The following is a 24,364-nucleotide window of genomic DNA, read 5'->3' as shown; positions in this document are numbered from 1 at the left end:
GAACTCCTTACCCTCATAGGAAAAAGGGAGCGAAGATAACTTCAAGCTCCCTATTCTTTACTTTTTTAAACCCAGACAATCGTCATAAAAGCTAAAATTGTTAACAATCCTACTAATAATCCCGAATATAGGAAAAAAGCTGCTGCTTCATGTCCTTTATGACTCATGTGCATGAAATAGTACAATTGAAATATTACTTGCACAACAGCTAACAGTAGAATAAATGGTACCGAGAAAAGAGGACTAAATGTTTTCGGATAAGCGACCGCCACAAAAGCTACAATCGTTAAGAAAATCATTAAACCAAATGTAATCACTTGATGTCTCATTTCTTCTGCACTTTTTTTTCTACGATAAACGAGATCTACCTTTGAGTTACTTGTGTTTGTTTGCTTTATCGCCATTGTTTATCCCACCATTCCCATCAAATATACTACAGTGAAAATAAACACCCAAACTACATCAATAAAGTGCCAGTAAATAGATGCAACGTAAAACTTTGGGGCATTATATAAATTCAGTCCCCGCTTCGCATTCCGAAAAACTAATGTTAAGATCCATAACAATCCAAACAATACGTGCAATCCATGAGTTCCAACAAGTGCGTAAAACGCTGAACCAAATGCACTACTTCTCATCGTATGCTTGAATTCGTGTGTATAATGATAAAATTCATAAATCTCAAATCCTAAAAATCCCAATCCTAATAGTACTGTAACAATTAACCAAAGCTGCATTTGCTTAAAGTTAAAGTTCTTCATATGATACATCGCATATACGCTTGTTAAACTACTTGTTAACAAAAGCATCGTCATAATAAAAACAAGTGGCATTTGAAACATTTCTTGAGAAGTGGGGCCGCCGTTTGTAGAATTTTTCAGCGCTAAATATGTGCCAAATAAGGAAGCGAACAATACTGTTTCGCCTCCAAGAAATAACCAAAATCCAACAAACTTATTTTTTCCCTCAAGGGTTGCTTTTTCAGGTTCTGCTGGAAATGTTTCATTTGTTAATTTTTCCTCTACATGCATTACGCTGTGCCCCCCTTATCATCTAAGTCTTCTTTATGAATATGATAACCATGGTCATCAATTACTGAACGTAAGAACATTGCACCAAACGTAATGATAAGTCCAATAATTGCAACCAAGAGCCAAAACTTATCTTTTCCACCTTGCATATACATTGCACCAAATGCCGCTATAAATAATCCAAGAGATATAACAAATGGTGAAAATGAAGGGTTAGGCATATGAATGTCACTAACAGGCTCTGCCGGTGTCATTTCTTTATTTCCTTCACGTTTCTCAATCCAAAACGGATCCAATCCTCGAACGAATGGTAATTGCTTAAAATTATATTCTGGTGTTGGGGCTGGCATTGTCCATTCTAAAGTACGACCATCCCATGGATCACGTCCCGCTTTTTCTTTAGATAATGATGTTTTCACAACATTGAATAGAAGAACAATCGTTCCAAGTCCCATAAATATAGCACCAATTGAACTAATTAAGTTCCCCGTTTCTAACCCTTGTCCTGGTAAATACGTAAAGTAGCGACGTGGCATACCAATTAACCCAAGGAAATGTTGGATAAAGAATGTTAAATGGAAACCAATAAAGAACAACCAAAATGTAATTTTCCCTAGTGTTTCATTTAATACTCTGTTAAACATAAGCGGCCAATAATAATGTGCACCTGCTAGTAATCCGAACACTACCCCACCAACGATTACGTAGTGAAAATGCGCCACAACGAAATAGTTATCGTGGAATTGATAGTCAGCCGGAGCCGAGGCAAGCATGACTCCTGTTACACCACCCATTACGAATGATGGAATAAAAGCAACCGCCCACATCATTGGCGTTGTAAACCTGATACTCCCGCCCCACATTGTAAAGAGCCAGTTAAATATTTTAATACCGGTCGGAACTGCAATTGCCATTGTTGCAACTGAAAAAATAGCATTTGCAACAGGACCAAGACCAACTGTGAACATGTGATGCGCCCATACCATGAATCCTAAAAATCCAATCAACACTGTTGCAAATACCATAGATGAGTAACCAAATAGTCGTTTTTTAGAAAATGTAGCGAAAATTTCTGAGAATATTCCGAAAGCTGGGAGTATAAGAATGTACACTTCTGGGTGACCAAAAATCCAGAATAAATGCTCCCATATAATCGTATTACCACCTAAAGCTGGGTTAAAGAAACTTGTACCAAATAAACGATCTAACATAAGTAGTGCCAATCCAACTGTTAATGGAGGAAAAGCAAATAAAATAAGTGAAGACGTTACAAATGTTGTCCATGTAAACATCGGCATACGCATATATGTCATTCCAGGTGCACGCATATTAATAATTGTTACAAGGAAGTTAATACCACCAATCAGTGTACCTATACCCGATATTTGTAATCCTAGTACATAAAAGTCAACACCATGACCTTCAGAAGCAAGAGATAACGATGCATAAGATGTCCACCCTGCATCAGGTGCTCCTCCTAAAAACCAACTTAAGTTTAAAAATACTCCACCAAAGAAAAACAACCAAAATCCAAGTGAATTTAAAAATGGAAACGCCACATCGCGTGCCCCAATTTGAAGTGGCACAGCAGCGTTCATAAATGCAAACACGAGCGGCATAGCTGCGAGGAAAATCATTGTTGTACCGTGCATTGTTAATACTTGATTATAAGCATCCCCAACAAGAAAAGCATTATTCGGAATGGCTAATTGAAGACGGATAAATAATGCTTCTATTCCGCCAATGATAAAAAATAATCCACCTGCAATTAAATAGAGAATGGCAATCTTTTTATGGTCTACTGTCGTCAAATAATCCCATATAACAGCACCCATCCCCTGTTTTTTTGCTACAGAACTCACGTTTTCAACCTCCCCTTCGCAAATAATCCCTCTTTACTTCTCAACTTTTAACGTTTTCAAATATGCATTTAATGCCTCTACTTCGTCGTCCGTTAAGTTGCCATATTTACCAGTCATTTTATTTCCTGGCTTCATATTTTCAGGATCCTTTAGCCATTTTTTTAGGTTTTCTTCATTATTTTCAGCAATGCCGGCAACCATATCGCGATCAGCAAAATTTGCTAGGTTTGGTGCGATACGTGCAGAAGGTGGTCTACTATCATTTGATCCAGTTGCATGACAACCGATACAGCTTTTGTTGAATATTTCTTTACCTTCTTGTTCTTTTGTGGAAGCTACTTCTTTCTTACCATCAAGTTTCTTCATATCTGCAATCCAAGTTTTGTACTCGCTTTCATCAACAGCTTTTACTTTAAATTGCATTAAAGAATGTGATGGGCCACAAAATTCTGTACAAAAACCATTATAAGTGCCTGACTTATCTGCCTTTAACCACATTTTGTTGACATTATCTGTATTCGTATCCATTTTTCCAGCTAAAGATGGAACCCAAAATGAATGTTTAATATCAGCACCTTTCAGATTCAAATACACTTTTTTACCTGTGGGGATAACTAAGTCTTGCGAAGTCACTATCTTTTCTGATTTATAAGAAAATTCCCACCAATAAAGATTCGCTGTTACATCAACAACGATTGTATCTTTATCAATATTCTTTTTCTCCATCGCACTTACATCAGCAAGTTTGAATGTATATGTAACAGTCGGAACAGCCAATATTAGCAAAAGAATAATCGGAATGACTGTCCATATAATCTCTAGTTTGTGATTTCCTTCAACCTGCTTCGGGATATAATCCTCTTGACCCTTCTTTTGTCGGAAACGCACAATTACATACAAGAAAATAATAGTAACTACAAGTACAACGCCTACCATAATCGCACTTGCTAACAAGAGTAAATCATATTGCATTTTTGCTACTTCACCTTGCGGAATTAAAGTAGATTGAAAGGCTTTACCGCATCCCCCTAACAGTAAAGCCAGCAGTGAAACGAATGAAAGCAGTCGCCACTGTTTCTTCATACAAACAACCCCCACTTTCTTTGTGAATTAGATTGTACTTTATTTATAGTAAGTAAAGTAAATCTCAACGTAAAGAAATCCCCTCATGTCGTTGTCTTAGAAGAATGTAACTACAATCATTGACACAAATAAGATTGTCAAGTAATTCAAGGAGTAGACAAACATTTGTATGGACCATTTTATGTCATCCTTCTTACGGAATCCATAGAATCCTAATACGATCCATCCAATGTTAAGCAATGTTGCAATTACCATGAATGTTACTCCCAGTCCACTCATATAAAATGGTAGTGGTAATAAACATACTGTCCAAATCATGATTTGACGTTTTGTAATATCAAATCCATGTACAACAGGAAGCATTGGAATACCTGCATTTCGATATTCATCAACACGTTTCATCGCTAACGCGAGGAAATGTGGGATTTGCCAAATAAACATAATTAAAAATAGCATCCAAGCAATCGGATGACCTAAACTAGGATCAATTGCTGCCCAGCCAATTAAAGGTGGAACTGCTCCAGATACACTACCTACTACTGTATTTAGTGTATATGCTCGTTTTGTCCATAGTGAATATAAAACAACATATGTGAAAGCACCAATAAAACCTATAATTGCTGCCATTGGTGTTGTAAATAACAAGAATACAAAACCAAGAAGCAATAAAGTAATACCTAATGTTAAGGCAAACCCAGGTTTATATTTTCCTGTTACTGTCGGACGATTTTTTGTCCGTTCCATTAAGTGATCGATATCCCGATCAATATAATTATTCAAGCTACATGATCCTGCCATAATTAAAGCCGAGCCGACAATTGTAAAGAACATTTTATCCAAATGGTTCGTAGCATTTAATCCATTAAAGTGTAAAGCCAACCAAAACCCTGTAAACACCGTAAGTGTATTTGAGTTTACAATCCCCATCTTAACGAGCGCTAATAAATCTTGTACACGTGTTGTTTCCGGTACATCTGTTATAGCTGACTCATCATGCAGCTCACTTGTTGCATGGTTCATCATTTCAACCCCCTCTTAAAACTTTCATCCTTCTTTCGCGTCTTTACTAAAGAAAGTAATACGCTTCTATATAGCAATATTATTACAGTAGAAATGGTGTTTTCTCACTCTACTACTAATCTACGCTCATACTCGAATATATTAAATCATATTTCCCGAACAATTTGTGAAGAAAACATGAACTTTTTGTGTCGAACAACAAAAAAGTTTCTCCTATTACTCCCTATCATAACATGAGATTATCTTCTATAATAAACTATTTTGTCATATTTGGCCCTATTTCTTTTTATAATAGAAGTATTTCGCCCTAAAATAGGTGTTTTTTATTCCGTTCTTTTGTTTTTTGCAAGCACTTTATCAATCCACCCATTCCTTTGCTATTTTATTATTTTTTATATATCATAGGACTGTAGCGCGTTTTGTTCTATAAAATTGATGGAATGAAAATATTTCGCAATAACTTCATAACAGAAAGATGGTGAAAAGGTTGCAACGTTTTATTAAATGGTTAGCAGTCATTACAAGTCTCGACCTACTATTGGTTTTACTGGGAGGGGCATTAGTTACAAAAACAGGTTCAGGACAAGGTTGCGGTAAATCATGGCCACTTTGTAATGGTGAATTCGTTCCTTCAAATTTGTCAATGGAAACAATTATCGAACTAAGTCACCGTTTAACATCAGGATCTGCAGGGATTCTCGTTACACTTCTTTGTATATTATCATGGAAATATTATAAGCATGTACGTGAAACAAAAACGCTCGCTATTTTATCTTTCGTATTTCTAGTTGCACAGGCATTAATGGGAGCCGCCGCAGTTGTATGGGGACAAGTACCTGCTGTACTTGCTATTCATTTTGGTATTTCCTTAATTTCATTTGCTTCTGTTATTTTACTAGCATGTCTTATTTTTGAGATTGACAAAAAATTCGATGCACGCTCTCTCATTATGGACAAAAAAATGAAATTTCATATTTATGGTGTAACAATTTACAGCTATATTGTCGTCTATACAGGGGCACTAGTACGTCATGAACGTGCAAGTTTAGCATGTCCAGACTTCCCACTTTGTAGTAAAAATAGACCATGGCCTACCCAGTTACACGAATGGGTTCAAATGGGTCACAGGATCGCAGCAATGTTAATATTCGCTTGGATTCTATATGCGATGATTCTTGCTATTCGTCATTATAAAAAGCAACGAGTTGTATATTGGGGATGGATCACTTCATTTATTCTCGTTACCCTTCAAGCGATTGTTGGTGTCTTAGTTATATATACAGATGCAAGCTTGCCAATGGCACTGTTACATTCGCTCTTTATCTCTTGTCTCTTTGCCGTATTATGTTATTTAGTTATGTTAGGTACAAGAAGCAAAGCAAACGCACAAGACACACACCAATCAACTACAGCGAAAAAGAAACAATCATTTTAATAACTTGCCACTATGGCAAGTTATTATTTTTATATAAAGTAAAACTTCCACCCGTGAAGAATCTGTTTTACGAACACGAAAAAAGAGCTGCTTTTCGGCAGCTCTTTTCTTTATTATTATTGTTCTAGTTCAATGAGTAAATCTCCCGTTTGAATCGCATCGCCATCTTTTACATATACTTTCTTCACTTTCCCATTGAATGGCGCCTGAACCGTCGTTTCCATCTTCATCGCTTCTGTAATTGCCATAGAATCGCCTTTTTTCACTTCATCGCCTTCATGTACAACGACTTTAATGACCGTTCCTGGCATTGTTGCACTTATATGATTTGGATTTTCACGGTTTCCTTTCACACGCTGTGCAACTGTTGCTTTAACACTTTCATCTTTGACAACAATTTCACGCGGTTGCCCGTTGAATTCAAAGTAAAGTACACGAGTTCCATCTGGTTGCGGTTCACCAATTGACACTAATTTAACAATCAATGTTTTACCACGTTCAATTTCCACACCAATTTCTTCACCAAGCCTCATACCATAGAAGAACGTTGGTGTATCAAGTACAGATACATTCCCATAAAATCCAGTTACTTTTTGATAATCCATAAATACTTTTGGATATAGTGCATATGCAACAACATCAAAAATAGTTACTTCACGTCCAAGTTTATGGAATAATTCTTCTTTTAAAGCATCAAAATCAACCGGCTCTAATAATTCCCCTGGTCTTACTGTTAATGGCTCTTTCCCTTTTAAAATGATCTTTTGTAATTCTTTCGGGAAGCCACCATATGGTTGCCCAAGATCTCCAGAGAACATTTCTACAACAGAACCTGGGAAATCTAGCGAGTGTCCACGCTCAAAAATATCTTGTTCTGTAAGGTGATTTTGCACCATAAATAGTGCCATATCACCAACAACTTTTGATGATGGTGTTACTTTTACAATATCACCAAACATATCATTGACACGACGATACATCACTTTCACTTCATCAAATCGGTCTCCTAAACCAACTGCTTTCGCTTGTTGTTGAAGGTTACTATATTGCCCCCCTGGCATTTCATGCATGTATACTTCTGTATGTGGTGCATTCATACCACTTTCAAATGGTGCATAATATTTACGAACATCTTCCCAATAATGTGAAAGTTTTTCTAACGAATCGACATTCACATCTGGTTGTCTTTCATTTCCGCCTAATGCATAATATAACGTATTTGCACTTGGTTGTGATGTTAAACCTGCCATTGAGCTTACAGCTACATCGACAATATCAACACCCGCTTCAATTGCTTTCGTATACGTTAAAACACCATTTCCACTTGTATCATGTGTATGGAGGTGAATCGGAATCGATACCGTTTCTTTTAAAGCAGACACTAAATCGTAAGCTGCATTTGGTTTTAATAATCCAGCCATATCTTTAATACCTAGAATATGTGCTCCTGATGCTTCTAATTCTTTTGCTAAGTTTTTATAATAATTCAAGTCATATTTACTACGCATTGGGTCATGGATATCCCCTGTGTAACACATTGTTGCCTCTGCAATTTTACCGCTCTCTCTTACAGCATCAATTGTAACCTTCATACCTTCTACCCAGTTTAAGCTATCAAAAATACGGAATACATCGATACCAGCTTGCGCTGAACATTCTACAAATTTTTGAATTAAATTATCTGGATAGTTTTTATAACCAACTGCATTCGATGAACGAAGAAGCATTTGGAATAAAACATTTGGCATTCTTTCACGAAGATCTAATAAACGTTCCCATGGATCTTCTTTTAAGAAACGATACGCAACATCGAATGTTGCACCGCCCCACATTTCCGCTGAGAATAAATTTGGTAGCATTCTAGCTGTTGGCTCAGCGATTTTGTTTAAATCTTTTGTACGAATACGTGTTGCGAGTAATGATTGATGCGCATCACGGAATGTAGTATCCGTTAATAGTACACGCTTCTGATCTTGTACCCATTTTACTAGCCCATCTGCACCACGTTCGTCCAAAATTTGTTTCGTTCCATCTGGAACTGATTCAGAATATTTCATATTTGGTATACGTGCATCCGAGAAAATCGGTTTTTCTTTCTTACCTACTCCAGGAAAACCATTTACTGTTACTGTACCTACATAACTTAACATCTTCGTTCCACGGTCTTTACGTTTTGGGAAGACGAACAATTCAGGTGAAGCATCTATAAACGATGTATCATATTCTCCTGATAAGAAATTTTTATGTTTTACTACATTCTCTAAGAATGGAATATTTGTTTTAATACCACGAATACGAAATTCTTTTAAGTTACGCTCCATTTTCGCAGCTGCTTGTTCAAATGTAAGTGCCCAAGTTGTTACTTTAACAAGTAGTGAATCATAATATGGCGTAATAACTGCACCTTGAAAACTGTTACCTGTGTCAAGACGAACGCCAAAACCACCACCTGAACGATACGCCATAATTTTCCCTGTATCAGGCATAAAATTATTAAGCGGATCTTCTGTTGTTACGCGAGATTGAATTGCATATCCATGCACAATAACGTCTTCTTGTTTTGGTACACTCACTGTTGAACTATGTAAAGAGTGTCCATCAGCAATCAAAATTTGAGACTGAACAATATCAATTCCTGTGATCATTTCTGTAATTGTATGTTCTACTTGAACACGCGGGTTTACTTCAATGAAATAAAAGTCATTACCTTTTACAAGGAATTCAACTGTACCAGCATTTAAATAGTTAACATTTTTCGTTAACTTTACTGCTGCTTCACAAATACGATGACGAAGTTCATCTGATAGTGACACACTCGGTGCAATTTCAACTACTTTTTGATGACGACGTTGTACAGAGCAATCACGCTCATATAAATGCACAACGTTGCCTTCTTCATCCGCTAATATTTGTACTTCTATATGTTTAGGTTTTTCAACGAATTTTTCAACGTACACTTCATCATTACCAAAAGCTGCTTTTGCTTCTGATTTTGCACGATCATAAGATTCTTTTAATTCATCACCGCTACGCACAATACGCATACCGCGGCCGCCACCGCCAAGTGATGCTTTAATAATTATCGGGTAATCATACTGCTTAGCAAACTCTTCAACTTCTTCTAGTGAATTAACAGGTCCATCGCTACCAGGGATAACTGGAATATTAGCTAATTGCGCTTGTGTTCTTGCTTTTACTTTATCTCCAAACATATCTAAATGTTTACTTTTTGGTCCGATAAAGATAATTCCCTCTTCTTCACAACGTCTAGCAAATTGGATATTTTCTGACAAGAAACCATATCCGGGGTGAATTGCATCCACGTGATTGCTTTTCGCAATCTCAATAATACCTTCAATATCAAGGTAAGCATCGATTGGTTTTTTTCCTTCTCCCACTAAATAAGACTCATCTGCTTTATAGCGATGGTAAGAACCGCTATCCTCTTTTGAATAAATTGCAACTGTATTTAACCCAAGTTCTGAACAGGCCCTGAATACACGAATTGCAATTTCTCCACGGTTAGCTACTAATACTTTTTGAATACGTTGCAGCTTTGTCATGATTTTCCCCCTCTACTTTCCTACCACTCTAGAGATTAAATAGGTACACGCCCTAAAGAGCGTGAAGTTCTTCACTTTCTTTTCTAAACTATAATCGGAAAGCTTCACTTTATTTTTATACATCATACCTTATTTTTCAACAAATGATAAGTTTTCTGATCAATTTGTTTCACAAAAATAGTATAGCACAACTCTTCTTTTTCTGATAGCTTTATTGTATAACACATTAAAATAAATATGACACTCTATTAGCGCTTTAATCCCGCAAAGTATAACTTATTTAAAATATCATAATAAAAAGGCCTTGTGCATCCAACACAAAGCCTTTCTATTTCACAACAACAAGATGTGGCTCACCTTGTTCTTTTTTCTCATATATTTCTTTTTGTTGCTGCTCTTGTCGTTTCACATAGCTACCTACGTTCAACAATATACCCATTGCAAATAAATTCGCCATTAAAGAACTGCCACCATAACTGACAAACGGCAAAGGCACGCCAGTAAGAGGCATTAGCCCAGACATACCAGCAATATTAACAAACGTCTGCACACCAAGCATACTAGCAATACCTATAGCAATTAAACTTCCAAATGGCTCTTTACACTTTTGAGCAATTCGAAGTGAACGAATAATAATAAGCAACAAGCTAATCAAAACAATCGCTACTCCGATAAAACCAAGCTCTTCCGATATAATTGCCATAATAAAGTCTGTATGAGGCTCCGGTAGATATCCAAATTTTTGTATACTATTCCCAAGACCTCTTCCGTTTAATTCACCCGAAGCAATACCAATAAAAGAATTTACCAATTGGAATCCATCACCTTGTGGATCTTCAAATGGATTTAAAAACACTGAAAAACGTGCTTTTTGATAAGGCTTCAATGCAAAGTTACCGACTAAATACAAAAGCGGAATCCATACAATTGTACTTAATAAAATACGCTTTATCCACTTGTTAATCGGAATACCCGAGCAAAGGAACATAATTCCAACAATACCAATGTTTAATAGAACTGTCCCCAAATCATTTTGTTTTAGGATTAAAAATATAATTAACCCTATAAACAGAATTGTACCTGCCGATCCTTTCCATACTGACGTATCCGTTTCTTGCCTTCTTGCAAAGAAACGCGCGAGTATGATAATGATAGCTAGTTTAACAAATTCAGCTGGCTGTATACCAAATACCCAAGCTTGCGCACCATTAGTTTCTTTTCCTAATAATAACGCTAACGATAGCAAACCAATACTTCCTAGCATCATGAGTAATAAAACAATTCTTTTTCTCCAAAACTGGTATGGAATCACAGCGATTATCCCTAATCCCAATACTGTACCTATACTTAATGCGATTAATTGCTTATTAAAAAAGTAATTAGCCGCTTTTTCAAACCTTGTAATCGCTACAATAGAGCTAGCACTGTATACCATTATAACTCCCAGTACACATAAAATAACAAGTGGAAGCAATAATGAATAATCCATCGACTTCCATACTTTTTTCATTCAATATCCTCTTTCTGTTTTCAGTTTAATTGTTGTATTCCATATGTATTGGAATTCTTCCTGCTTTATTATACAAATAAAAAGCTCAAACTTAGCCAGTTTGAGCCCCCTTATTTGAACCCTTTATTGTTGTTTGGTTGTAAAAGCTTCATGAAGTGCTGATAATTCCCGTTCAAGCTCTCCTAACATGTCTTTTCCTTGCTCTTCTGCAATAAGACCAAGACGAACCGCAAAGTCAACTTCACGGGATAGTCCAAACATTTGTGTGTCGAGCACTTCTTCATATAATGGACATTGCGGCATTGTAAGATGGTCCATTTGCACCTTAATAAGTCTTAAAATCTTCTCCGCATCCGCTTGTAGAAGGGCAAGTGCCTTTTCCTGATGATTTGCTACTGTCTCAGACGCCAAATTGATTCCCTCCGTTTCCGTCCTACTCTCCTATCCTATCTATTAATATTAGCGATAGTTTTAATAAATTGCAATAGAAACATTTTTTGTGACAATCGTGTCTAATGCTATTATACTGAAAAGTGGGAGCATAATACAAATGGGGGAACAACAATGAGTGAAATCTTATTTATAAACGGAAAAGTCCGTTTTCCAATCACACTTGATCCAAGTGTTTGGATTTTTGATGATCGAAAAGTAGATTTAACAACTTACTTCACCGAAACGAAAGAAGAAACATCAGAATTAGAAGACTATCTCAAGCATACTTCTGAACATTGGGATCGCGAAATCCGTGATGGCGCCGCTTTCCCACCTATTCAAAAAAGCGTAAAAAAATTTAAAAAAGAACAGCTCATTACAGGCACGTTTGGCATACCACTTCATCCCTTTTTAAAAAACGCCGAAATTGCAGCTGAAGCGACGCATGTTGAAATTCATACACTGCATGATACAATCAGTCTTTCATTAGAAGAAGCAAACAATGTTATTCTTGGATTTTCAAAAGACGGAACACCATTACGAGAAGACGGACCTGTTCACCTTTATTTTGGTAATGGTTCTAATATAAACAATCCAATTCGAAACATCCGTAAGTTTACAATTATTTAGAAAAGGAGCGGGACAAAGTCCCACTCCTTTTTATCCCGCATTAACAGGCAGTAAGACCCCCACCTCAAAATTCAGAAAAAGCAAAGCAGGTAAGTGGGGGTCAGCTGCCCATAAAAGCCCGATTCGTGAGGGCTAATAATCAGTGGGGATGAAGAAAACCCCACTGATTAAAGTTTTACTTTATAATAAATCTGCTGCTAGTTGCGCTAAATTTGAACGTTCTCCTTTTACAAACTTTACATGTCCGCTAATTTTTTGTTCCTTGAATTTCTCTACAACATACGTTAAACCATTATTATATTCGTCTAAGTAAGGATGATCAATTTGTTGCGGATCTCCCATTAAGACAATTTTACTCTTTTCTCCAACCCTTGTTAATATTGTTTTCACTTCATGTTTCGTTAAATTTTGTGCCTCATCAATAATAATAAATTGATCTGGAATACTTCGTCCTCTTATATAAGTAAGCGCCTCTACTTCAATTGAACCCATCCCTGCTAAAATCGCATCTAATTCCCCTGGTTTTTTTGTATTAAATAAATACTCTAGATTGTCGAAAATCGGCTGCATCCATGGTCTTAATTTTTCCTCTTTTTCCCCTGGTAAATAACCAATATCTTTTCCAACCGGAACAATTGGCCGGGCAACAAGGAGTTTTTTGTACAAACCTAAATCCTCCGTTTGCATAAGCCCAGCGGCTAAAGCAAGTAAAGTCTTACCAGTTCCCGCTTTACCCGTTAATGTTACAAGCGGAATATCTTCACGAAGCAATAATTCCAATCCCATAGTTTGCTGCACATTCCGCGGACGTATGCCCCAAACCTGCTCATTATGAAAAACCAATTTCTTCACTTTTTTTCCTGAAAAATCAACAATTCCAAGTGCAGAGCTAGAACCACCAAGCGCATCTTTCATCACAATAAACTGATTCGGATAAAATGGATGATTTGCAATTTCTGATAAAGGAAGCTCTCCTTTTTCATAAAAATGATTTAATTTTTCTTTTGATATGTAGCCTTCTAAAAAACCTGAATATATATTGTCCACTTCAATTACACGATCACTTAAATAATCTTCCGCTTGTAAACCAAGAGCATCCGCCTTTACTCTTACAAGCACATCCTTACTGACTAAAATGACAGACTTTCCACTCTCTTTCTCTTGCTCTTCTAAAAATAAATTTTTCGCCACAGCTAAAATGCGATTATCGTTTGTTTTTTCAACAAAAATATCTTGTAGTTGAACAAATGAGCGATGGTTTAATTCAATACGAAATGTCCCTCCATTTTCAAGAGGTATACTATCATGCAATTTTCCTAATTCGCGAAATTTATCTATCAATTTAGATACATAACGAGCATTTCGTCCAACTTCATCCATGTAGCGTTTTTTCGAATCAACCTCTTCTAATACAACTGCTGGAATCACTACCTCATTTGTTTCAAAAGAAAAAATAGATAAAGGATCCTGCAAAAGTACATTCGTATCTAACACATAAATTTTATCCAACCTGTTACCCCCTGACTCCACTTTTAAATTTGTAGAACAAGGGTTTCATCCATGATCGTGATATGGACGAACCATTGTTATAATTATATGTAATGTATTAACGAGGTAGAATCGAAATTCATAGAAATTAAAACTTTTCTTAATCATTTGTCGCATTTATAACTAGATATGATATTCATTCATCAAAATTTATATTCTAACATGCAGCAAAGGCCAGCTATTCACTTTAGTTAAAATAGTAGAAAAGGATGAACAATTATAGCGCTCATCCATTTCTATCATTCTTTCATTGCTGTCAAAACTTGATTATCAAGTTTTTCAGCAGCACGAAGATCATATGTTTTTTCATATGTTGGTTCCGAAGTAAGCTTTGCTCCATAAAACATAACATCACGCACTTCTTGAACAGATACTTCTACTACAGTTAACTTAAGCGGAATACCTTCTAATCTCTCCTTTAAAATCTTTGCTTCACCGCTAATGGAAAATACAGATTCATTTGCCATTACAGTAAGTACAAGCCCTGGCTGATGGCGTAAATTTTCCACAATGCGGGAGCGTTGATCAACTGCAAATCGTATGCTTGTCTTATTCATTGCATATACCCATGAAATAGCACTTACATTTGGAATAGCCTTTTCAAAATCAATCGTTGCAATTGTAATAATATGCCCTTCACGTAAAGATTGAACTAAAGAATCTGTCAATGTAGGTTCTACTACATTTGCCATATTTCCACCTCCAAATTTTCTTCATCCTAATAATAACTTATTTTTTGAATTGCGAAAATATTATTTTTTCCCCCTATAGTTCAAAAATATCAAATTTACATGATATACTTATATCGATAGAATTTGTATTGAGGTGACGAAATGAGAGTCAAATGCATGCTTTGTGATAAAAAAGAAGAGTTAGATGACGAAAATCCTATGGCCAAAAGGCTTCGTAACCGTCCTATTCATACATATATGTGCATGGAATGCACAGAACGTATTGCAGAACGTACAATGGAACGCCATGCAACCGGAAAATTCCACTTATATCGTGATAAAACAATAGAAGATGAGTGGTAAACTGCCAAATAAGTCCTTAATCATTCAGATGAGGACTTATTTATATTTCTCCGGCTCTCGTTTCATTTGATCTAAGAAACAATCTATAAGCTCTACTGGAAATCTTGTAGAATGTTTTTCCCCTTCTCGTTCATATGTAACCAAATACATATCTTCTTTCTTTTCCACCATTACCTCTCGTAATTGATGATCTTCATGTAGCATGCTATGAAATAGTAAATATGTTTCTTGTGCAGCTCCATCATGCGGGCGTGCTTCCGCAACAGTTTTAATCGTAAGCCAATTGTATAATGTATCTTGTACAGAACGCATAAAACATCCCCCCTTAGTTCGCTCTCTGTTTCCTTGCTTGATGTAAGCGCAATCTATAAATGCCGAGCACAATCGCTGCCACAACGAGCCCTTCTCCCACTGGTAAAAAAACCGCAAAAAAAGTTAGAACCGTACTCCCAATTGCTAATACCACATAAATTACAACATTTTGTAATGGCGATAATTTCCTAGCAAAACCCAAATTATATACAAGTGCACTCAAAATAATCATTGTACCATAAAGCAGCCACATCCCCACCTCTGGATTCATATCTACATTATATAGCTTTGCAAAAAATGACATTCTCTCTAGCATTACACTTCCCCCTTATCTAGCAAAGATGAATAAAGATCCCCTAGCTAAAATAAACCATATGAACCTAATTCAACCCACAAACTAGTAGTGCCTTACTTCTTAATTTCCAAACTCTACGTTACCTACTATAAGAGTACCTTGCAGAAAAAATACTGTCCAGATAAAAGAGTAAATTTTCTAAAAAATAACCAAATAAAAAAGCTGCCTTTTCATAAAAAGGCAGCTTTCTCATTTTTTTACGCTTCTACAGATTTCTTTTTCTTAGCAGCTCTTTCGCGTTCGCTCTTATCAAGAATCTTTTTACGAAGACGAATTGATTCTGGTGTTACTTCACAGTATTCATCATCATTTAAGTATTCTAATGACTCTTCTAAAGTCATAATACGCGGTTTTTTCATTGTTGATGTTTGGTCTTTTGTTGCAGAACGAATGTTAGTTTGTTGCTTCATTTTTACAACGTTAACTGTTAAATCATTCTCACGTGTATGTTCCCCAACAATCATACCTGCATACACTTCTGTACCTGGTTCAACGAAGATTACGCCACGGTCTTCAACTTGCATAATACCATACTGTGATGCTTTTCCTGTTTCAAGTGAAACTAGAACACCTTGACGACGTCCACCAACTTGACCAGCATGTACTGGTTGATAGCTATCAAATGTATGGTTTAAAATACCGTAACCACGAGTTAAAGTTAAGAATTCTGTTGTATAACCAATTAAGCCACGTGCTGGAACCATAAATGTAAGACGAACTTGACCGTTCCCGTTATTTACCATATCTAACATTTCACCTTTACGTGCTCCCATAGATTCCATGATAGAACCCGTATATTCTTCTGGCACATCAATTTGTACACGTTCTACTGGCTCACATCTTACGCCGTCAACCTCTTTAATGATTACTTCTGGTTTAGATACTTGTAATTCATATCCTTCGCGACGCATATTCTCAATCAAGATTGATAAATGTAACTCTCCACGTCCAGATACAATCCATGCATCCGGAGATTCTGTATTGTCTACACGTAAACTTACATCCGTTTCTAGTTGCGCGCGAAGACGCTCTTCGATTTTACGAGATGTAATATATTTACCTTCGCGACCTGCAAATGGGCTGTTATTTACAAGGAATGTCATTTGTAGTGTTGGTTCATCAATACGTAATAATGGCAATGCCTCTTGATGCTCAACTGGACATACCGTTTCACCAACGTTAATGTCTTCCATACCAGAAACAGCTACTAGGTCTCCGGCTTTTGCTTCTTCAATTTCTTGACGTTTTAATCCAATGTAACCAAATAATTTTGTTACACGGAATTGTTTTACACTTCCATCAACCTTCATTAACGCAACTTGTTGTCCTACTTTCATTGTACCGCGGAATACACGTCCAACCCCGATACGACCAACATAGTCATTGTAATCAAGAAGTGCTACTTGGAATTGAAGTGGCTCTTCGCTATTATCGATTGGTGCTGGAATATGTTCAATGATTGTATCAAATAATGATTTCATATTCTCTTCTTGATTTGCTGGGTTTGAATCTAAGCTTGCTGTTCCATTCATTGCTGATGCAAATACAACAGGGAATTCTAACTGATCTTCGTTTGCTCCAAGTTCGATGAATAAATCAATTACTTCATCAACCACTTCGTCTGGACGAGCAAAGTCACGGTCAATTTTGTTTACAACAACGATTGGAGTTAAGTTTTGCTCAAGTGCTTTCTTTAAAACAAATCGTGTTTGTGGCATACAACCTTCATATGCATCAACAACAAGTAAAACACCATCAACCATTTTCATAATACGCTCTACTTCACCACCGAAGTCAGCGTGTCCAGGTGTATCTAAAATGTTAATTCGTTTATCTTCATAATGAATCGCTGTATTCTTCGCTAAAATAGTAATACCGCGTTCTCTTTCTAAATCATTTGAATCCATTGCACGCTCTTCTACGTGCTCATTTGCACGGAACGTCCCCGCTTGACGTAATAATTGGTCAACAAGTGTTGTTTTACCATGGTCAACGTGGGCAATGATTGCTATATTACGTAAATCTTGTCGTTTTTTCAACATGTCCAACTCCTAGTGTCTTTTTAATCCTTCTCTATTATAAGAGCGAAGGGGATACAATGGCAATCAAAATAAAATCAAGAATGAAAATATAGTTGTATTCTTACTTTTGTGAAAGTAAAATGAAATTGGAGGGTGAAGATATGGAACACATTCAATATCGCTTTTTACTAACAGCTATTATCGGTGTTATTTTCTTAATTGGTATTGGCATTATGGTTGCTGAAAATAGTCCCATCGGTATTATTATTTGCATTATTGGTACATTTGTTACAGTCGGATATGGATTTATAACAAAACGCAAAATGCGTAAATCACAGTAACACAAAAAAGTAAGAAGCTGCGTCTTGAGCCTCTTACTTTTTTGTTACTGTGATACATATGGTAATAACTCTTCATACACTCCAGGCTTTGCAACTAATACGCTACTCTTCTCCACAATAGAAAGCATAGTACCATGGAATGTCGTTACCTTACCACCGACTTCTTCTACAATAATCATTCCACCACCAAAATCCCAAGGAGATAGTCTAGGCGTCACGTAAGCATCCAATCTTCCTGTTGCAACATAGACCATTTCTAATGCTGCACATCCGTATGAACGTGTTCCTCTTGCTAATTTTACAAGCTGCATCATTTTCTCCATATTAAGTAATGGATTATCGGTTAGCCAAGTTGCGTTTAAAGCAATTATTCCATGTTCTATCGCATTTTTCTTTAAAGGAGGAATGAATACATCGTTACAAAAGGCCCCTTCTCCTTTTACAGCATGATAAAGTTCATCATGAACTGGATCATAGACAAGCCCAATTTTTCCGATACCGTTCTCATAAATACCAATTGAAATCGCAAAGTTTCTTTTTTGATGAACAAAATTCATCGTACCATCAATTGGATCAATTAGCCAAACGACTCCATCAGAAGAAGCTACTTCATCCCCATATCCTTCTTCTCCTAAAATATAATGGTCCGGGAATGTTTGTTTAATTTTCCTAATAAAAAACTGTTCTGTTTCTCTATCCATATTTGTTACTAGATCAGCTGCATTTGATTTCGTCTCTATGGTAAGTGTCTTTTGCAATGATGCCATTAAACGCTTACCAGCTTCTCGAATCCACTGTTTCGCATTTGTATCGATTTCTTTCCATACCTCTTGCATGTTTTAACACTCCGATCTATACTGTTCACAGAAAAAACGAACCCTTTATAAGGTTCGCACCAACTTAATTTTTATACATATACTATTATTACGCTTCTAAACGGATCATTTCAAGTCTTAGCACTTCTAATTTTTGCACGCACTCTTCTTTTTTCTGATTATCATTTTCCATCATTGCATCATATAGTGTTGCTAATTCATAATCTAACTCCAATCTTAGCACTGGAATTCTTTTTTCAGCATCTGTTCTCTTTAATGCGTTAATCACCTGTCTCATTTTTATTGCCTCCTCCCAATATTCGTCTGCCCTCGGACTAGAATTAACTTAATTTTCTGATTTTTTGTTTTATACTATATTATGTTGGATAAATCATCTATGCAACAAAATTATATTTTTTTACCGAAAATTTTTTTGTACTATTTTTTTATGAATCGTACAAGCTATGCTAAAATTAAAAACAAACTAGGAGTTGGAGGAACTATCATGACATTACAAACATTTAAATCAACTGACTTTGCTGTCTTTACAGTTGATGGTCTCGAAGAACGAATGAATGCTATTAAAACGAATATTCATCCTAAATTAGAAGCTCTAGGCGAGCAATTTTCTCATTATTTATCAGAACAAACTGGTGAAAATTTTTTCTATCATGTTGCGAAACATGCACGTCGTAAAGTCAATCCACCAAACGATACTTGGGTTGCTTTTTCAACAAATAAACGCGGATATAAAATGCTACCACATTTTCAAATCGGTTTATGGGGTACTCATGCTTTCATATACTTTGGTTTAATTTATGAGTGTCCACAGAAAGTGGAAGCGGCTCATGCCTTCTTAGAACATTTAAATGATTTAAAAACAAATATACCAAATGACTTCGTTTGGTCCATTGACCATACTAAACCGGATGTAAAACTACATAACACGCTTGAAGCAAATGATTTACAAAAAATGATTGAACGCTTAGCCACTATAAAAAAAGCAGAGTTACTAGTTGGTATTCACATCTCGCCAGAAGAATCTTCAACACTTACTGATGAACAATTTCTTGCGAAGGTTGAAACTACTATGCACTCACTCCTTCCTTTATATAAAATTTGCAATCGATAGTAGAAAACGGACAATATTTATATTGTCCGTTTTAAGTTGTTATCCCATTATAGCACTATGCGTTTTATTTTTCAAAATCTTTTTACATTTTTACAATCTTTTGTTCTTCTACTTCTTTCGCTCTTTGAATTGCCCGATATATTGAGTAACCACTTACCTCTTGAAACTCTTTGTCAATTTTCTTCTCTTCCGCTTTCGATGGTACAATTTCTTTAAAGCGACGATATAGTCTCATCAGTTCTTCTCTTGCGATACCTTTCTCATATGCCTTTTCAATCGCCTCATAGAATGTCACGATTGCAATCATCTCATCATTTGACCAGTCATAATCAAGTGGGTATTGATATTCCATATGTACACCTCATTCATTTTTATTCTTACCATTGTGCTATCTTAAAATATAACTTCCATCCTTCTTCACTATGGCCACTTTGCATTATACACTATTTCCCTTTTATGATGGAATTATCTCCCGCCAGATTGAAAATCGCAGAGTAATAAAAAACATAACTCTTCAGCCAACTAAAAATGTAACTTTAAGTATTATTTCCCCTCGCCTAACTCCTTTACTTCCGCTAAATTCCGCTGTAAAGGTATGTCTGACTACGAGCAGGATAAAACAAAACTTCTATTGCTGAGATTTCATGTATCTTCTCGCTTTCTTTAAACCTTAAGATGAGCGTTTATTACTCACACACAATGGGATAAACTTACTACTAATTATGCATATAATAAAAATAATCATTTTCCCTATACATATATAATCATTGGTGATATAATGCTTTTGTTTTATTGAAAATAAAGTGAAGCTTCCATGAAAAAACTTTTGAATGGTAAGTAAACAAATCAAGTTCTTCTAGACGGTTATATAACTATACAAAGGGAGATAACTTTCTTATTGAACAAGATACACATAAAACAAATCAATAATAAATATTACTAAGAAGAAGGGGTGTATAGATTGTCCCAATACAAAACACCATTGTTTACCGCTTTAGTAGAGCACAGTAAGCGAAATCCAATTCAATTCCATATCCCAGGTCATAAAAAAGGACAAGGAATGGATCCTACGTTTCGCGAATTTATTGGGCATAATGCATTAGCAATTGATTTAATTAATATCGCACCGCTCGATGATTTACATCATCCGAAGGGTATGATTAAAGAGGCTCAAGATTTAGCCGCTGCTGCGTTTGGTGCAGATCATACTTTCTTTTCCGTTCAAGGTACAAGCGGTGCAATTATGACAATGGTGATGAGCGTTTGTGGCCCAGGAGATAAAATTCTTGTACCACGAAACGTTCATAAATCTGTAATGTCAGCCATTATTTTCTCAGGTGCAAAACCAATTTTCATTCATCCTGAAATTGATCCGAAGCTCGGTATTTCACATGGGATTACGATTCAATCTGTAAAAAAAGCACTCGAGGAACATACAGATGCAAAAGGATTACTCGTTATTAATCCAACATACTTTGGGTTCGCTGCAGACCTGCAGCAAATTGTAGAATTAGCTCATTCCTACGAAATACCTGTATTAGTTGATGAAGCTCATGGCGTTCATATTCATTTCCATGACGAATTACCGATGTCAGCTATGCAAGCTGGTGCAGATATGGCAGCGACAAGTGTGCATAAGCTCGGCGGTTCATTAACACAAAGCTCCATTCTAAATGTAAAAGAGGGGCTTGTGAATGTAAAGCATGTCCAATCCATTATTAGTATGCTTACAACAACATCGACTTCTTACATTTTGCTTGCTTCTCTTGATGTTGCAAGAAAACGACTTGCAACTGAAGGAAAGACATTAATAACAGAGACAATACATCTAGCTGAGCAGGTTCGTAACGCCATAAACGACATCGAACATCTTTATTGTCCTGGAAAAGAAATGTTAGGTACAGATGCCACGTTTAGCTACGATCCAACAAAGTTAATTGTATCTGTAAAGGACTTAGGAATTACAGGCCATGAAGCAGAGTTATGGTTAAGAGAGCATTATAACATTGAAGTTGAACTCTCAGACTTATATAACATCTTATGCCTTGTTACATTAGGTGATACAAAAGATGAGACAAACATTCTTATTAAAGCCTTACAAGAGCTAGCAACGACATTTAAAGATCGAGCTGACAAAGGTGTTCAAGTACAAGTTGAAATTCCAGAAATCCCTGTACTTGCTCTCTCTCCTCGAGATGCTTTTTATTCAGAGACAGAGGTCATCCCATTTGAAAATGCTGCCGGTCGTATTATAGCTGATTTTGTAATGGTGTATCCACCAGGGATTCCAATTTTTACTCCAGGTGAAATTATTACACAAGAAAACTTAGATTACATTCATAAAAATTTAGAAGCGGGTCTACCAGTACAAGGTCCCGAAGACATGACATTACAGACATTACGCGTTATTAAAGAATATAAGCCTATCAGTTGATAGGCTTTTTTTTCACCATTTTTCCGTTTACTCATACCATACTAAAGAATGTAACGTATAGGTGGGGATACAGTTATGATTGTGATTGGTCGTTCCATTGTACATCCTTATATAACGAGTGAAAACGAACCGTTCGCTACTGAGAAGCAACAAATCTTAGCCATTATGACCGGAAATCAAGAAGTATATGCATTCCAAACAGCTAATCAACTCAGTTTTGATCTGAATTTACGAATTCATATTATTACATCAGCCTTAGAACTCTTTCAAAGCGGCCTTCAGTTCCGTACATTCCAAGAGTCCTATTGTAACCCTGAATTTTGGAAAAGGACACCGCTGGGAGGGTTTCAACTACTCCCAAATATACTACCCTCTGTCGCGATACAAGATATTTTTAAAAATGGGAAAAAGTACGGAACAGAATGTGCAACAGCAATGATTATTATTTTTTACAAAGCACTTTTAGCTTTATATGATGATCAAACTTTTAATCACTTATTCGCAAACCTTCTACTATATACATGGGATTATGATCGAGATTTAAAACTGGTGACAAAAACCGGTGGGGATATCGTTCCTGGCGATCTTGTTTACTTTAAAAACCCACAAGTGAATCCAGCTTCAGTTGAATGGCAAGGAGAGAACGCCATTTATTTAGGTAATTCCTTTTTTTATGGGCACGGTGTAGGAGTACAAACAAAGGAACAAATCATTTATTTATTAAATGAACGAAGAATTCCCTATGCCTTTATCTCAGCATATTTAACAGATTTTATTACCCGCATAGATAGCCGCCTCATGAGCCAATATACTTCTACTAATACTCTACAAACAACACTCAAATTTATTCCCATTCGAGATGATGCAATTGTTGCAACCATTGGTCACACAACTACAATTTATTAAAAAACGCCTGCAAATATGCAGGCGCTTTTAATTATTGGGCTTCTGTATGCTCTTTGTGACCACATTCGCAATGAGATCCACATTTTCCGTAAAGTACTGTTGTCTTTTCATCTTCAAAGTGTGCAATTGTTCCACCACAAACTTGACATACGATTGTTCCCATTTTTCATTTCCCCCTGAGTTTGAATTATGATTAAAAACCTTTATATTTACACGTTCTATATATTACTGAGCTTTTGTATGTTCCTTGTGATTACATTCGCAATGAGATCCACATTTTCCGTAAAGTACCGTTGTTTTTTCATCTTCAAAGTGTGCAATTGTTTCCTCACAAACTTGACATACGATTGTTCCCATTTTTCATTTCCCCCTGAGTTTGAATTATGATTGAAACTCTTTACATTTACACGTTCTATATATTACTGGGCTTTTGTATGTTCCTTGTGATCACATTCGCAATGAGATCCACATTTCCCGTAAAGTACTGTTGTCTTTTCATCTTCAAAGTACGCGATTGTTCCTTCACAAACTTGACATACGATCGCTCCCATTTTTCATTTCCCCCTAAGTTTAAGGTCCTAAAAACTTTTTCAGTAGCAAGATTCCTATATATTATTGGGCTTTTGTATGCTCCTTGTGATCACATCCGCAAGATCCGCATTTCCCGTAAAGTACTGTTACTTTCTCATCCTCGAAGTGTGCAATTGTACTTTCACAATCTTGACATACGATTGTTCCCATTTTCTATTTCCCCCTAAGTTTATAATCCCAAAAACTTTTGTAACCGCTTAACTTTCTGTCTTTATTTTAATATGTTATACTTTTTCCGTCAATAGGTTTTTAGTATAACACATTAAAAAAATAATTTTATATTAGTATGCGACAATAACAAAAAAAAAA

General features: G+C 36.1%; 27 protein-coding genes. 7 read left to right on the top strand and 20 right to left on the bottom strand.

Features of this window, described 5'->3' with window-relative positions:
• Window positions 1-65: 65 nt before the first annotated feature.
• The 5 genes from ctaF to cyoE form a co-directional block, all read right to left on the bottom strand.
• The gene (gene ctaF / locus KFD70_RS13830; RefSeq protein ID WP_017151147.1) at window positions 66-404 is read right to left on the bottom strand and encodes a cytochrome c oxidase subunit IVB; all 339 of its coding nucleotides are present in this window, start codon (window positions 402-404) and stop codon (window positions 66-68) included.
• Window positions 405-407: 3 nt separating this feature from the next.
• A complete protein-coding gene (gene ctaE / locus KFD70_RS13825) occupies window positions 408-1,031 on the bottom strand; it encodes a cytochrome c oxidase subunit III (protein ID WP_000557899.1) in 624 nt (207 codons plus the stop codon).
• Window positions 1,031-2,866 carry a cytochrome c oxidase subunit I gene (ctaD, locus tag KFD70_RS13820; RefSeq protein WP_336452215.1) on the bottom strand — a complete coding sequence of 612 codons (1,836 nt, stop codon included), beginning with the start codon at window positions 2,864-2,866 and terminating at the stop codon, window positions 1,031-1,033. Before ctaD ends, ctaE begins: the two co-directional genes overlap by 1 nt.
• A 60-nt stretch (window positions 2,867-2,926) precedes the next feature.
• Window positions 2,927-3,976 carry a cytochrome c oxidase subunit II gene (gene coxB, locus KFD70_RS13815; RefSeq protein WP_336452089.1) on the bottom strand — a complete coding sequence of 350 codons (1,050 nt, stop codon included), beginning with the start codon at window positions 3,974-3,976 and terminating at the stop codon, window positions 2,927-2,929.
• Window positions 3,977-4,072: 96 nt separating this feature from the next.
• Window positions 4,073-4,996, bottom strand: a complete 924-nt coding sequence (gene cyoE, locus KFD70_RS13810; protein ID WP_336452090.1) for a heme o synthase — start codon at window positions 4,994-4,996, stop codon at window positions 4,073-4,075.
• Between the two features lie 487 nt (window positions 4,997-5,483).
• Here cyoE and KFD70_RS13805 point away from each other — a divergent pair, with 487 nt between their 5' ends.
• On the top strand, window positions 5,484-6,431 hold the full coding sequence (locus tag KFD70_RS13805; RefSeq protein WP_336452091.1) for a COX15/CtaA family protein: 948 nt from the start codon (window positions 5,484-5,486) through the stop codon (window positions 6,429-6,431).
• Between the two features lie 116 nt (window positions 6,432-6,547).
• Here KFD70_RS13805 and pyc read toward each other — a convergent pair whose 3' ends face one another.
• The 3 genes from pyc to KFD70_RS13790 all read right to left on the bottom strand — a co-directional run bounded on the left by pyc (window position 6,548) and on the right by KFD70_RS13790 (window position 11,915).
• Complete coding sequence (gene pyc / locus KFD70_RS13800) at window positions 6,548-9,994, bottom strand: pyruvate carboxylase (RefSeq protein ID WP_336452092.1); 3,447 nt, start codon at window positions 9,992-9,994, stop codon at window positions 6,548-6,550.
• Between the two features lie 328 nt (window positions 9,995-10,322).
• Window positions 10,323-11,504: an FtsW/RodA/SpoVE family cell cycle protein gene (locus KFD70_RS13795; protein ID WP_336452093.1), complete on the bottom strand. Its 1,182-nt coding sequence runs from the start codon at window positions 11,502-11,504 to the stop codon at window positions 10,323-10,325.
• A 123-nt stretch (window positions 11,505-11,627) separates the two neighbouring features.
• Window positions 11,628-11,915 (bottom strand): Fpa/YlaN family protein, encoded by a 288-nt coding sequence (locus KFD70_RS13790; RefSeq protein ID WP_336452094.1) that lies wholly within the window; start codon window positions 11,913-11,915, stop codon window positions 11,628-11,630.
• A 153-nt stretch (window positions 11,916-12,068) separates the two neighbouring features.
• On the opposite strand from KFD70_RS13790, the gene KFD70_RS13785 reads away from it, so the two are divergent.
• The gene (locus KFD70_RS13785; protein WP_336452095.1) at window positions 12,069-12,566 is read left to right on the top strand and encodes a molybdopterin-binding protein; all 498 of its coding nucleotides are present in this window, start codon (window positions 12,069-12,071) and stop codon (window positions 12,564-12,566) included.
• A 180-nt stretch (window positions 12,567-12,746) separates the two neighbouring features.
• On the opposite strand, the gene KFD70_RS13780 is transcribed toward KFD70_RS13785, so the two are convergent.
• Together KFD70_RS13780 and KFD70_RS13775 are read right to left on the bottom strand one after the other, a co-directional pair.
• Window positions 12,747-14,075, bottom strand: a complete 1,329-nt coding sequence (locus KFD70_RS13780; RefSeq protein ID WP_336452096.1) for a PhoH family protein — start codon at window positions 14,073-14,075, stop codon at window positions 12,747-12,749.
• A gap of 278 nt (window positions 14,076-14,353) precedes the next feature.
• Window positions 14,354-14,806, bottom strand: a complete 453-nt coding sequence (locus KFD70_RS13775) for a pyridoxamine 5'-phosphate oxidase family protein (protein WP_336452097.1) — start codon at window positions 14,804-14,806, stop codon at window positions 14,354-14,356.
• A gap of 141 nt (window positions 14,807-14,947) precedes the next feature.
• Between KFD70_RS13775 and KFD70_RS13770 the strand changes: the two genes are divergently transcribed.
• Entirely contained in the window at window positions 14,948-15,148 is a 201-nt protein-coding gene (locus tag KFD70_RS13770) for a YlaI family protein (protein WP_026049164.1), read from the top strand.
• A 36-nt stretch (window positions 15,149-15,184) separates the two neighbouring features.
• On the opposite strand, the gene KFD70_RS13765 is transcribed toward KFD70_RS13770, so the two are convergent.
• The 3 genes from KFD70_RS13765 to typA form a co-directional block, all read right to left on the bottom strand.
• Window positions 15,185-15,460: a hypothetical protein gene (locus tag KFD70_RS13765; RefSeq protein WP_336452098.1), complete on the bottom strand. Its 276-nt coding sequence runs from the start codon at window positions 15,458-15,460 to the stop codon at window positions 15,185-15,187.
• Between the two features lie 13 nt (window positions 15,461-15,473).
• On the bottom strand, window positions 15,474-15,776 hold the full coding sequence (locus tag KFD70_RS13760; protein ID WP_336452099.1) for a YlaH-like family protein: 303 nt from the start codon (window positions 15,774-15,776) through the stop codon (window positions 15,474-15,476).
• A 236-nt stretch (window positions 15,777-16,012) separates the two neighbouring features.
• The gene (typA, locus tag KFD70_RS13755) at window positions 16,013-17,857 is read right to left on the bottom strand and encodes a translational GTPase TypA (protein ID WP_336452100.1); all 1,845 of its coding nucleotides are present in this window, start codon (window positions 17,855-17,857) and stop codon (window positions 16,013-16,015) included.
• Between the two features lie 140 nt (window positions 17,858-17,997).
• On the opposite strand from typA, the gene KFD70_RS13750 reads away from it, so the two are divergent.
• The gene (locus tag KFD70_RS13750; protein WP_336452101.1) at window positions 17,998-18,177 is read left to right on the top strand and encodes a DUF5325 family protein; all 180 of its coding nucleotides are present in this window, start codon (window positions 17,998-18,000) and stop codon (window positions 18,175-18,177) included.
• Between the two features lie 44 nt (window positions 18,178-18,221).
• On the opposite strand, the gene KFD70_RS13745 is transcribed toward KFD70_RS13750, so the two are convergent.
• Both KFD70_RS13745 and KFD70_RS13740 read right to left on the bottom strand, forming a co-directional pair.
• The gene (locus KFD70_RS13745; protein WP_336452102.1) at window positions 18,222-19,013 is read right to left on the bottom strand and encodes an inositol monophosphatase family protein; all 792 of its coding nucleotides are present in this window, start codon (window positions 19,011-19,013) and stop codon (window positions 18,222-18,224) included.
• 88 nt (window positions 19,014-19,101) lie between these two features.
• Window positions 19,102-19,290 (bottom strand): hypothetical protein, encoded by a 189-nt coding sequence (locus tag KFD70_RS13740; RefSeq protein ID WP_001250169.1) that lies wholly within the window; start codon window positions 19,288-19,290, stop codon window positions 19,102-19,104.
• A 207-nt stretch (window positions 19,291-19,497) separates the two neighbouring features.
• Here KFD70_RS13740 and KFD70_RS13735 point away from each other — a divergent pair, with 207 nt between their 5' ends.
• Window positions 19,498-20,124 carry a YktB family protein gene (locus KFD70_RS13735; protein WP_336452103.1) on the top strand — a complete coding sequence of 209 codons (627 nt, stop codon included), beginning with the start codon at window positions 19,498-19,500 and terminating at the stop codon, window positions 20,122-20,124.
• Between the two features lie 82 nt (window positions 20,125-20,206).
• Here KFD70_RS13735 and KFD70_RS13730 read toward each other — a convergent pair whose 3' ends face one another.
• Window positions 20,207-20,476, bottom strand: coding sequence for a UPF0223 family protein (locus tag KFD70_RS13730; protein WP_336452104.1), 270 nt, complete (start codon window positions 20,474-20,476; stop codon window positions 20,207-20,209).
• 609 nt (window positions 20,477-21,085) lie between these two features.
• Here KFD70_RS13730 and KFD70_RS13725 point away from each other — a divergent pair.
• Window positions 21,086-22,558: an aminotransferase class I/II-fold pyridoxal phosphate-dependent enzyme gene (locus KFD70_RS13725; protein WP_479846096.1), complete on the top strand. Its 1,473-nt coding sequence runs from the start codon at window positions 21,086-21,088 to the stop codon at window positions 22,556-22,558.
• A gap of 75 nt (window positions 22,559-22,633) precedes the next feature.
• Window positions 22,634-23,464 carry a protein-glutamine gamma-glutamyltransferase gene (locus tag KFD70_RS13720; RefSeq protein WP_336452106.1) on the top strand — a complete coding sequence of 277 codons (831 nt, stop codon included), beginning with the start codon at window positions 22,634-22,636 and terminating at the stop codon, window positions 23,462-23,464.
• A 31-nt stretch (window positions 23,465-23,495) separates the two neighbouring features.
• On the opposite strand, the gene KFD70_RS13715 is transcribed toward KFD70_RS13720, so the two are convergent.
• The 4 genes from KFD70_RS13715 to KFD70_RS13700 all read right to left on the bottom strand — a co-directional run bounded on the left by KFD70_RS13715 (window position 23,496) and on the right by KFD70_RS13700 (window position 24,205).
• Window positions 23,496-23,627 carry a GapA-binding peptide SR1P gene (locus KFD70_RS13715; protein WP_336452107.1) on the bottom strand — a complete coding sequence of 44 codons (132 nt, stop codon included), beginning with the start codon at window positions 23,625-23,627 and terminating at the stop codon, window positions 23,496-23,498.
• A 62-nt stretch (window positions 23,628-23,689) separates the two neighbouring features.
• Window positions 23,690-23,821: a GapA-binding peptide SR1P gene (locus KFD70_RS13710; RefSeq protein WP_336452108.1), complete on the bottom strand. Its 132-nt coding sequence runs from the start codon at window positions 23,819-23,821 to the stop codon at window positions 23,690-23,692.
• A 62-nt stretch (window positions 23,822-23,883) separates the two neighbouring features.
• Entirely contained in the window at window positions 23,884-24,015 is a 132-nt protein-coding gene (locus KFD70_RS13705; protein ID WP_336452109.1) for a GapA-binding peptide SR1P, read from the bottom strand.
• A gap of 61 nt (window positions 24,016-24,076) precedes the next feature.
• A complete protein-coding gene (locus KFD70_RS13700) occupies window positions 24,077-24,205 on the bottom strand; it encodes a GapA-binding peptide SR1P (protein ID WP_000536782.1) in 129 nt (42 codons plus the stop codon).
• Between the last annotated feature and the right edge of the window lie 159 nt (window positions 24,206-24,364).

Origin of the sequence: Bacillus pfraonensis (assembly GCF_050768835.1) — a bacterium.
Taxonomy (GTDB): Bacteria; Bacillota; Bacilli; order Bacillales; family Bacillaceae_G; genus Bacillus_A; species Bacillus_A pfraonensis.
Note: the sequence above shows the minus strand (reverse complement) of the source record. Positions and strands in the feature narration are given on the sequence as shown.